The organism is Micromonospora sp. NPDC052213 (assembly GCF_040679695.1).
Classification (GTDB): Bacteria; Actinomycetota; Actinomycetes; order Mycobacteriales; family Micromonosporaceae; genus Micromonospora.
The window spans coordinates 1-9652 of record NZ_JBFAVI010000218.1 but is presented as its reverse complement, the minus strand read 5'-3'; the positions used below and the strand labels follow the sequence as shown (position 1 = coordinate 9652).

Here is a 9652-nt window from a genome sequence, read left to right as displayed (position 1 = left end):
GGGGGGGGGGGGGGGCGGGGGGGGGCGCGCCCGCGCGGCCCCGGGGGGGGGGCGGGGGGGGCGGGCCCGCGCCCGCCCGCCCACGGCCCGCTCCTCGGGCACGGCCGGCGGCGGCGACGGGCGCGGCGGCCGGGACACCGCCGGCGCGGGCGCTTTCGGGCACGGCGCCGGCGGCACCGCGCCGGACACGCCCGTCACGGCGGCGGTACGAGCGGTCGGGGCGGCCGCCACCGGGGCGGGCGCGCCGGCGGCGAGGAGGACGGCGGTCGCCGTGGCCGCCAGCAGCCGAACCTTCATGCCCCGCACCCTAGTCGGCACGGTCCGGGGGCCGGGCCGGCTTCCCGATGCCCCGGCGGCCGGCGTGGCGGCGGAAACCGTGGGGTCCGCCGGCGCGGGCGACCTCGGCGGCCCGGATTCCGGGACCATCGGCCCTGCCGCCGGGCGGGTCGGGCGCGGATGCTGGTAGCCGAAAGCGGTAGACGATCTTCCGGTTTGCGCGAGGGTCGCCGCCGCACGGACTGCCCCGCCCGGCGCACCGGCGCGCCACCCCACCCGGAAGGACACACGATGGAAGGCCACTCGCTGACCCGCCTCGCCGACGAACAGCTCGCCGCCGCCCGGGAGGCCGACAGCGGGCGCAGCGCCCACAACCTGCACCGCGGCCGGGACCGCCGGCTGCGGCAGACGCTGCTCGCGCTCCGGGGCGGCCGCTCGCTCGACGAGCACGACAGCCCGGGCGAGGCGACGCTGCAGGTGCTCCAAGGGCAGGTACGCCTCGTGGCCGGCGACGAGTCCTGGGAGGGCCACGCCGGCGACCTAGTGGTCGTCCCGCCCCGGCGGCACGCGCTGCACGCCGTGACGGACGCCGCCGTCCTGCTCACCGTGACGCCACGCCCGTGACCGCCGTCCCCGCCCGCCGTCGCCGCCCGGCCGGACCGCCCACGGCGACCGCCACCGGCCGCGCGCGGGCCGGGGGCCGGTCACCCGGCTGGCTGCCGCCGCAGCACGGCGCCTGGGCGATGCTGCTGCTGCCGTTCCTGGCGGCGGTGACCGTCACCGGCCCGCACCCGCTGCACCTGCCTCTGCTCGGGGCGGTGCTCGCCGCCTACCCGCTGTCGTACTTCGGGTTGCAGGCGGTCAAGACCGGCCGGTTCCGGCGGGTACGCCCACAGTTGGCCGCGTACGGCGTCGCCACCGCGCTCTGCGCCGCGCCGGTGCTGGCGGCCCGGCCGGCGGTCCTCGCGTACGCGCCGCTCTACGGCGTCCTGGCCGCCGTCAACGCCGGCTACGCGCGTCGGCGCCGGGACCGGGCGCTCGTCAACGACCTCGCCTTCGTGGCGCAGTGCGGGCTGCTCGGGTTCGTCGTCGCCACGGTCGCCGGGGTGCCGCCGGCCCGGGTGTCCGGCGCGACGGTGGTGGCGCTCGGCTACCTCGTCGGCACGATCCTGTACGTCAAGACGATGATCCGGGAGCGGGACAGCGGTCGGTACCGGTGGGCGTCCCGGACGTACCACGGCGTCGCCGCGCTCGCCGCGGCGCTCTGGGCGCCGACGCCGGTCGCCCTGGTCTTCGCGGCGCTGCTGGCCCGGGCCGTCGCGCTGCCCGGGCGCCGGCTCACGCCGAAGCAGGTGGGGCTGGTCGAGACGGCGTACACCCTGCTGGTGCTGGCGGCAGTGGCCTTCTGAACCGGATACCCGGCCGGTTGGTCCTGCGGCGGCAGGGCGACGGCGTCCGCGATCCGCAGATCCCCGCACGGCCGCCCGGGTGGGTACATTCGACCCCGATGGACATCGACGGTGCGGTCAGGCGCTTCCTCTTCCTCCTGGGTAGTTCACGCCCCGGTGGCAACACCGAACTCCTGGCCCGACGCGCGGCAGCCGCGCTGCCGGCCGGTGTCGAGCAACGCTGGCTCCGCCTGGCCGACCATCCACTGGCGCCGTTCCACGACATCCGACACGGCCAGTTCCCTCCCCCGCCGTCCGGCAACGAGGCGCTGCTGCTGACGGAGACCCTTGCCGCGACCGACCTGGTGATCGCCTCACCGGTCTACTGGTACAGCGTCAGCGCCCCGACCAAGCTCTACCTCGACCACTGGTCGACCTGGCTGCGGCTGCCCGGGGTCGATTTCCGGCCCCGCATGCGCGGCCGCACGATGTGGGCGATCAGCGCCCTCAGCGCCGAGGACCCGGCCAAGGCGGACCCGATGGTGAACAGCCTGTGGATGAGCGCCGACTACCTCGGCATGCGATGGGGCGGTGCGCTGCTCGGCCACGCCGACCGCCCCGGCGACGTGCTCGGCGACGCGACCGCACTCCGCGCCGCGGACGCCTTCTTCGCCTCGACGGCGCTCGGCGAGGCACGGGACGGGCGGGTCGCGGGGCGCGCGTCCGGCTGACCGCAGGTCGTGGCCAGGCCCCGGCCGGCCGTGGCTCTGATCTCCTACGACGACACCGACGCGGCCGCCTTCGCCGCCACCCGGGAACTGCCGCGCAGCGGGCTGGACCGGTGGCGGCACGCGGTGGGGCGGCACCTGCGGTCCCGTGCCGGGACGACCGTGCTCGACCTCGGCGCCGGCACGGGGGCGTGGGCCGGCGCCTTCACCGACTGGTACGGCGTCCGGGTGGTGGGCGTGGAGCCCGCCGGCGCGATGCGATCCCGCGCCGCCCATCGGCCGCTGCTCGCCGGCGACGCCTCGCGCTGCCGCTACGAGACTCCATGATGGACGCCGCGTGGCTGTCCACGATGATCCGTCACGTCACCGACCTGGACGCGGCGGCCCGCGAGCTGCGCCGAGGCGACCGGCCCGGTCGTCGACCACCTCGACCTGCTGGTGCTGCGCTGAGTCAGGCCGGCAGGGTCGGGTCGCGGTGCCGCAGGTAGTCGTACAGCGCCGCCGAGGCGCGCAGCCGCCGCAGGCTGCGCCGGTGCAGCTCCTGCTCCCGCCGGGCCAGCTCCGCGTGGACCCGTTGGGCGCTGCCGGTCGTGCGCATCTCGTCGAGCACGGCCGCGATGATGTCGAACGGGTACGCGCCCCGGCGCAGCAGCGCGACGACCTGCGCGGCACGCAGTTCGGCCTGGTCGTACACCCGGTAGCCGGTGCCGCGCTCGCGGACCGGCCGGACCAGGCCGCGGTGCTCCCACAGCCGTAGCTGGGAGGTGCGGACCCCGACCAGGTCGGCGACCGCGCCGATGCGCACCCCGCGCCGCGGCGCCGGCGGGGTCGCCGGCGGGCTGGTCACCACGGTCTCGAACGCGCCGAGCACCCGCCGGATGTCCGCCCGCTCGCGGTCCAGCTCGGCGTGGCCTCCGTCGAGCGCCGCCAGCGCCGCCGCCAGGTCGCCCCGGTGCACGGCGGCCATGATCTCCCGGGTACGCGCCCAGCCGTGGCCCTCGGCCATCCGGCGGGCCACCGCCAGCGCCCGGAGGTGGTCGGCGGTGAAGATGCGGTAGCCGGCGGGGGTGCGTTCGACCGGTGGCAGCACGCCCAGGTCGACGTAGTTGCGGACCTGCTGGACGGAGATCCCGGCGGTCGCGGCGAGGTCCACGGCCCGCAGCCGGCCACTGCCCTTCCGCGCGGTCACCACCGGGCCACCGTACCGCCCACCCACCGGCCGGAATTTCGTGCCCGCGGCATCGTCGTCGCGCCGGCGGCGGGGAAGGCCGCCCCGCCGGGCGGTCGACGCCACCGGGGGTGCACGGAAGGGCCCCTTCCTGTCCACGACTCGACAGGAAGGGGCCCCCTCGGACCGGGCCGGCGGGCTCAGCGCGTGAGCCGGTACAGCTCCCCGCCCCGGGCGTAGTACATGACGCCCGACGCGTCCATCGTCCACACGTCGCTGATGCCGGTGGCCAGCTTCTCGACCGAGAGCGTCTCGGGGTCCACGCAGGCGACGGTGGTCCGGAAGTTGCCGCACACCGCGCCGTCCGGCGCGACCGCCAGGTGGTCGCTACGCCAGACGTGGGTGACGTTCCAGTCGAAGGGCTCCACCTCGACGGTCCGGACCACGGTCCGGCTCACCGGGTCGAACTCGAAGAGCGTGCCGACCGTGGACCCCCAGATCCGGCCGTCCGGCGCCACGATCAGCCGGGTGATCGCCTTGGCGCCCGGAATGGCGGTACCCTCCCAGACCTTCGTCGCCGTCGCCGGGTCCCAGAGGAAGAGCTTCGCCTCCGTCTGGGTCGGCGCGATGCCGAGCCCACCCCAGATGCCGGTGCCACCCAGGATCAGGTTCCCGACGGTGGCCAGGGCGGTGACGCTCTGCTCCGGCACGACGTTGCGGTGCACCTCCTTCGCCCCGGTGGCCGGGTCGACGAGCGTCAGCGCCCCGCCGAGCTGGCCGTACTCGGGGATGGTGCCGAAGGCGATCCGGTTGCCGACCCCGGTGATGGCGAAGGGCCGGTCCTGGTGCTCGGTGCGGAGCGTCGCGAACTGCCGGGGGTTGGTACCGCGCACGACGGGCTTGGTCGGGTCGAGTTCGAGCAGGTTCGCGCCCGGGTACACGCCGGCGTAGATCTTGCCCTGGTAGGAGTGCAGGCCCTCGGCCTGGCCGAGCGCCCCGGCGTTCTCGCTGAAGGCGCCGGTCGCCGGGTCGTAGGAGGTGATGCCGCCGCTCGGGTAGGCGCTGGACCAGATCTTGCCGTCCGGGCCGGCCTCCACCGTCTGCAGCTGGGCGGGCAGCCCCTTGACCCCGGCGGAGACGACCTTCTTGGCGCCGGTCTGCGGGTTGTAGTAGGACAGGTTGCCGCTCAGGCTGATCGTGACGAGCGTCCTGCCGGGCCACGCCGGGTCGTCCAGGTGCGCCCAGCCGAATCCGCGGGCGGTGCCGAACCCGGTGAAGCTGGTCGGGGTGAGCGTCCGGGTGTCGAGGTTGTAGGCCATCAGGCGGCCGGCCGACGAGCCGAAGTAGACGTTCTTCTTCGCGTCCGGCGGGGAGAAGTTCAGGCCCGCGGCGGTACCGAGTTCGCCGATCCACCGGCCGGCCTTCAGGTCGTGGACGAGCACCTGGTTGCTGTTGGCGAGCCGGGCGAAGAGCGTGTGCTGGTGGACGTCGAGGTCGTAGACGAACTGCTCGCCGCGGTACTGCTCGGGCAGCGGGATCTCCCGCCGTTCGCCGGAGTCGACGTCGACCTCGACGAGCCGGGCCACCGTGCCCAGGCCGACGTAGATCTTGCCGTTGGCGACGCCGATGCTGCGCGCGTACTGCTCGCCCGGCCAGATCTGCCCGTAGTCGCGGACGGCACCCGTGCGGTGGTCGAACGAGTAGACCTTGCCGGTGGGGAAGGTGCCGACGAAGACCCGCTCCCCGTCGTTGGCCAGGCGCCACGTCGTGGTCTCCCCCGGCACCGGCGAGCCCAGGTCCTCCACGTGGTCCGCACCGGGCCGGTAGCGGAACAACTTGCTGTCGGCGCCGATGTACGCGGTGCCGTCCGGGGTGACGGTGCCGCCCCACGAACCGCCGGCGCCGGGCAGCGGCAGGGTCCGGACCACGGTCGCGGTGCGGGTGTCGATGACGTTGAGCGCGCCGGTGGTCCCGCGCGCCACGGCGTACGCGTAGTCGCCCGCGGACGTGGAGCCGAAGGTCGCACCGTAGATGGCCAGGTTGTGGTGCGGCACGCCGACCAGGGTCTCGGTCGGCGTGGCAGCCACGGCCGGGGTACCCGACACGGCGGTGGCGGCGACGAGGGTCGCCACGATGGCGACCGACGCCAGGCGGCGACGCTGCTGGAGAGGCATAGGCATCCCTTCTGTAATTTCGGCCATCACCGTAAATCTCGCCACATCGAAGGTCAACCACGGATCGCAGCGAGTCCGTGCACCGCAGCAGACCTCGGCGGCGGGCTCCCACTCAGGACGCCGGTTACGGTCCGTCCGTTATCCATCGGCGCCGGGTTGACGTGCCGCGTCCCACGTGGACCGCGCCCTCCGGACGCCAGCGCCACCCCCGCTTACACGTTATTTGAGACTTCCCGTACCTCTCTGGGCGTGGGAGGCAGGCCAACGCGGCAGAACCCTCCACACGCACGTCAATGAGACGATCGAAGGAAGCCGTCCCCGAAGACACACCCGGGCGGAACCCCGCCCACAATCTCGCGAAGGGTTCGCATGCAGCAGCCAGCACGGTCCGCCGCCGACAGCCACGACATGATCGAGGTACGCGGAGCCCGGGAGAACAACCTCGCGGCCGTCTCCGTCGACATCCCCAAACGTCGGCTGGCCGTCTTCACCGGCGTCTCCGGGTCGGGGAAGTCATCCCTGGTCTTCGGGACCATCGCCGCCGAGTCGCAACGCCTGATCAACGAGACCTACAGTGCCTTCCTCCAGTCGTTCATGCCGAGCCTGAGCCGGCCCGACGTCGACTCGCTGCGCAACCTGACCCCGGCCATCGTGGTCGACCAGGAGCGGATGGGCGCCAACTCCCGCTCCACGGTCGGCACCGCCACCGACGCGTACGCGATGCTGCGGATCGTGTTCAGCCGGCTCGGCACCCCGCACGTCGGCGGCGCCGGGGCGTTCAGCTTCAACCTGGCCGAGGGGATGTGCCCGACCTGCGAGGGCCTCGGCCGGGTCTCCGACCTCGACGTCAACGAGATGGTCGACGTCGAGCGGTCCCTCAACGACGGCGCAATCACGGTGCCCAACTTCGCCGTCGACTCCTGGTACTGGCAGACCATCGTCAACTCCGGCCTGTTCGACCCCGACGTCAAGCTCCAGGACTACACGCCCCAGCAGTGGGAGGACTTCCTCCACAAACCGGCCACCAAGATCAAGGTGGGCAGCAACAACTGGACGTACGAGGGCCTGGCGGTCAAGGTCCGCCGGCTCTACCTGGCCAAGGACCGCGAGTCGATGCAGCGGCACATCCGCGCGTTCGTCGACCGGGCGGTCACCTTCACCACCTGCGCCGCCTGCCGGGGCGCCCGGCTCAACGAGGCGGCGCTCTCCTCCCGGATCGCCGGACGCAACATCGCCGAGTGCTCGGCCATGCAGATCAGCGACCTGGCCGGGTTCGTCCGCGACATCGACGACCCGTCGGTCGCCCCGCTGGTCGGCAACCTGCGTGAGCTGCTCGACTCGCTCGTGGAGATCGGCCTCGGCTACCTCAGCCTCGACCGCGAATCCGCCACCCTCTCCGGCGGCGAGGCGCAGCGGGTGAAGATGGTCCGGCACCTCGGCTCCAGCCTCTCCGACGTCACGTACGTCTTCGACGAGCCGACCGTGGGCCTGCACCCGCACGACATCGCCCGGATGAACGACCTCCTGCTGCGCCTGCGCGACAAGGGCAACACGGTCCTGGTCGTCGAGCACAAGCCGGAGACCATCGCGATCGCCGACCACGTGGTCGACCTCGGGCCGGGGGCGGGCGCCGCCGGCGGCCAGGTCTGCTACACCGGGGACGTGCCGGGCCTGCGCCGCTCCGACACCCTCACCGGCCGCCACCTCGACCACCGGGTCCGCCTCCGCGAGCACGTACGCCGGCCGTCCGGCCACCTGTCGATCCGCGGTGCCGACCTGCACAACCTGCGGGACGTCAGCGTCGACATCCCGCTCGGGGTGCTGACAGTCGTCACCGGCGTGGCCGGCTCCGGGAAGAGCTCGCTGATCCACGGCTCGCTGCACCGCCGCGACGGCGTGGTGGTCGTCGACCAGACCCCGATCCGGGGTTCCCGGCGCAGCAACCCGGCCACCTACACGGGCCTGCTGGACCCGGTCCGGACGGCCTTCGCCAAGGCCAACGGGGTCAAGGCGGCCCTGTTCAGCGCCAACTCCGAGGGCGCCTGCCCCACCTGCAAGGGCATCGGCCTGGTCTACACCGACCTGGCGATGATGGCCGGCGTCGCCTCCGTCTGCGAGCAGTGCGACGGCCGGCGCTTCACCGACGAGGTGCTCACCTACCGGCTGCGCGGGAAGAACATCAGCGAGGTGCTCGCCATGTCGGCCACGGAGGCCCGGGACTTCTTCCCCAGCGGCTCGGCCCGGGTGATCCTCGACCGGCTGGTCGACGTCGGGCTCAGCTACCTCACCCTGGGGCAGCCGCTCAACACCCTCTCCGGCGGCGAGCGGCAGCGGCTCAAGCTGGCCATCCACATGGCCGACAGCGCGAGCACCTACGTGCTGGACGAGCCGACCACCGGCCTGCACCTCGCCGACGTGGACCAGTTGCTCGCGCTCCTGGACCGGCTCGTCGACGCCGGCAACACGGTCATCGTCATCGAGCACCACCAGGCGGTCATGGCGCACGCCGACTGGCTGATCGACCTCGGGCCCGGGGCGGGGCACGACGGCGGCCGGATCGTGTTCACCGGCACCCCGGCCGATCTGGTCGCCCACGGCGACACCCTGACCGCCCGCCACCTGCGCGAGTACGTCGGCCGCTGAGAAAGCGACGCGCCCTGGTCCCGGTGCCGCAGACGCCGGGACCAGGGCAGCCACGCGGCACGGGAACGCTCAGCGGCCGGGCACCGGGACGGCCCGGACGGACGGGGCCGCCAGCCGGCGCACCCAGCGCCGCAGCGGCGGCACCGAGGCGGCGACGGGGGTGAGCAGCCCGACGGTGATCAGCAGGGCGTCGAGGAAGAGCGTGGCGAGCACGACGAGCACGGCCAGCGACGCGACCGTGCGGGCGATCGTCGGCACCGGGCGCGCGGCGGCGCGGTGCACACCGTGGTAGTGGACAAGGGTGCGGGGTGGGGCCATGGTGCTGGTACCTGCCTCAAGGTTCGGACGAGGTGCCCCTCTTACCCACCGTGAGCTCCGCAAACCTCGCCGATGACACGAACCACAACAAGGTGGCCGGCCGTGCGCGCCACGATCGCCCCGGATCAGGCGAGGCGGCGCAGCCAGCGACGCTGCCAGGGGGTCTCCACCGCCCGCGGCCGGTAGGCGGCGCGCACCCAGTCCACGGCCCGCTCCGGCGGCAGCCCGTCCAGGATCGCCAAACCGGCCAGCGCCGTACCCGTGCGTCCGGTGCCGCCCTTGCAGGCCACCTCCACCCGTTCGCCGGCGCGGGCCCGACGCAGCGCCTCTGTCAACGCGTCGACCGCGTCCGCCCGGTCCAACGGGATCCAGAAGTCCGGCCACCGGATCCGCCGGTGCGGCCACGCCGGCGCCGGCCCAGGCGCCAACAACAGGGCGAAGTCCGCAGACGAGGCCACGTCGGCGACGCGGCGCCCGCGCACCGCCGCGCCACTCGGCAGTACGACCACACCCGGCTGGTCGCGCCACTCCCGCTGCACATCCACCGGCCCATTCTGCTTCCACCGCGCCCACTCCCCCGCCCCGCCTCGCAGCACGCGAGGTCGTGGCGGCGTCGACCCGCACAGGTCCGCCACCGTGGCCCGCCACGGGGACGAGCGCGGACACGAGACAGCGCCGCCCCCGGCCGGATCGGCACGGGGGCGGCGCTGGGCGTCGGTGTGCAGGTCGCCTCTCGGCGCGTGGCGCGACGCGGCTCCAGCCGAACGGTATTCCGCGAAGGCAATTCAGGTGAGGCCCGGGGACACTGGGCACACCGACACCTCATTCAACCAGCCGACGGCCGTCGGTGTTCCCGCACCTGCCGTACTTTCCGGCCGGCCGGCTGTCGGCTGGTGGAGATGTGCCGCTGGCCGGCGCCCGTGTCGGGTGCCGGCCAGCGATCCCCCTTGTGGTGAA

The 9652-nt window shown here is 73.9% G+C and carries 9 protein-coding genes; 5 read left to right on the top strand and 4 right to left on the bottom strand.

What is annotated here, in order from left to right; genetic code table 11:
* Positions 1–567: 567 nt before the first annotated feature.
* The 4 genes from AB0L34_RS30805 (at position 568) to AB0L34_RS30790 (ending at position 2719) form a co-directional block, all read left to right on the top strand.
* Positions 568–900: a cupin domain-containing protein gene (locus AB0L34_RS30805; protein WP_363708820.1), complete on the top strand. Its 333-nt coding sequence runs from the start codon at positions 568–570 to the stop codon at positions 898–900.
* Entirely contained in the window at positions 897–1685 is a 789-nt protein-coding gene (locus AB0L34_RS30800; RefSeq protein WP_363708818.1) for a YwiC-like family protein, read from the top strand. Before AB0L34_RS30805 ends, AB0L34_RS30800 begins: the two co-directional genes overlap by 4 nt.
* Before the next feature lie 98 nt (positions 1686–1783).
* Entirely contained in the window at positions 1784–2395 is a 612-nt protein-coding gene (locus tag AB0L34_RS30795; protein ID WP_363708816.1) for an NAD(P)H-dependent oxidoreductase, read from the top strand.
* 30 nt (positions 2396–2425) lie between these two features.
* Positions 2426–2719, top strand: a complete 294-nt coding sequence (locus AB0L34_RS30790; protein WP_363708814.1) for a hypothetical protein — start codon at positions 2426–2428, stop codon at positions 2717–2719.
* A gap of 124 nt (positions 2720–2843) precedes the next feature.
* Here AB0L34_RS30790 and AB0L34_RS30785 read toward each other — a convergent pair whose 3' ends face one another.
* A complete protein-coding gene (locus tag AB0L34_RS30785; protein ID WP_363708812.1) occupies positions 2844–3584 on the bottom strand; it encodes a MerR family transcriptional regulator in 741 nt (246 codons plus the stop codon).
* A gap of 176 nt (positions 3585–3760) precedes the next feature.
* Positions 3761–5734 (bottom strand): hypothetical protein, encoded by a 1974-nt coding sequence (locus AB0L34_RS30780; RefSeq protein ID WP_363708810.1) that lies wholly within the window; start codon positions 5732–5734, stop codon positions 3761–3763.
* Positions 5735–6103: 369 nt separating this feature from the next.
* Here AB0L34_RS30780 and AB0L34_RS30775 point away from each other — a divergent pair, with 369 nt between their 5' ends.
* Positions 6104–8377 (top strand): excinuclease ABC subunit UvrA, encoded by a 2274-nt coding sequence (locus AB0L34_RS30775; RefSeq protein WP_363708808.1) that lies wholly within the window; start codon positions 6104–6106, stop codon positions 8375–8377.
* Positions 8378–8446: 69 nt separating this feature from the next.
* Here AB0L34_RS30775 and AB0L34_RS30770 read toward each other — a convergent pair whose 3' ends face one another.
* A complete protein-coding gene (locus AB0L34_RS30770) occupies positions 8447–8695 on the bottom strand; it encodes a hypothetical protein (RefSeq protein WP_363708806.1) in 249 nt (82 codons plus the stop codon).
* Between the two features lie 125 nt (positions 8696–8820).
* Positions 8821–9240 carry a protein phosphatase gene (locus tag AB0L34_RS30765; RefSeq protein WP_363708804.1) on the bottom strand — a complete coding sequence of 140 codons (420 nt, stop codon included), beginning with the start codon at positions 9238–9240 and terminating at the stop codon, positions 8821–8823.
* Between the last annotated feature and the right edge of the window lie 412 nt (positions 9241–9652).

Excerpts from the sequence above, each read along its gene's own strand:
- AB0L34_RS30805 (WP_363708820.1), top strand. The coding sequence starts at position 568 with ATGGAAGGCCACTCGCTGACCCGCCTCGCCGACGAACAGCTCGCCGCC.
- AB0L34_RS30795 (WP_363708816.1), top strand. The coding sequence starts at position 1,784 with ATGGACATCGACGGTGCGGTCAGGCGCTTCCTCTTCCTCCTGGGTAGT.
- AB0L34_RS30780 (WP_363708810.1), bottom strand. The coding sequence starts at position 5,734 with ATGCCTCTCCAGCAGCGTCGCCGCCTGGCGTCGGTCGCCATCGTGGCG.
- AB0L34_RS30775 (WP_363708808.1), top strand. The coding sequence starts at position 6,104 with ATGCAGCAGCCAGCACGGTCCGCCGCCGACAGCCACGACATGATCGAG.
- AB0L34_RS30770 (WP_363708806.1), bottom strand. The coding sequence starts at position 8,695 with ATGGCCCCACCCCGCACCCTTGTCCACTACCACGGTGTGCACCGCGCC.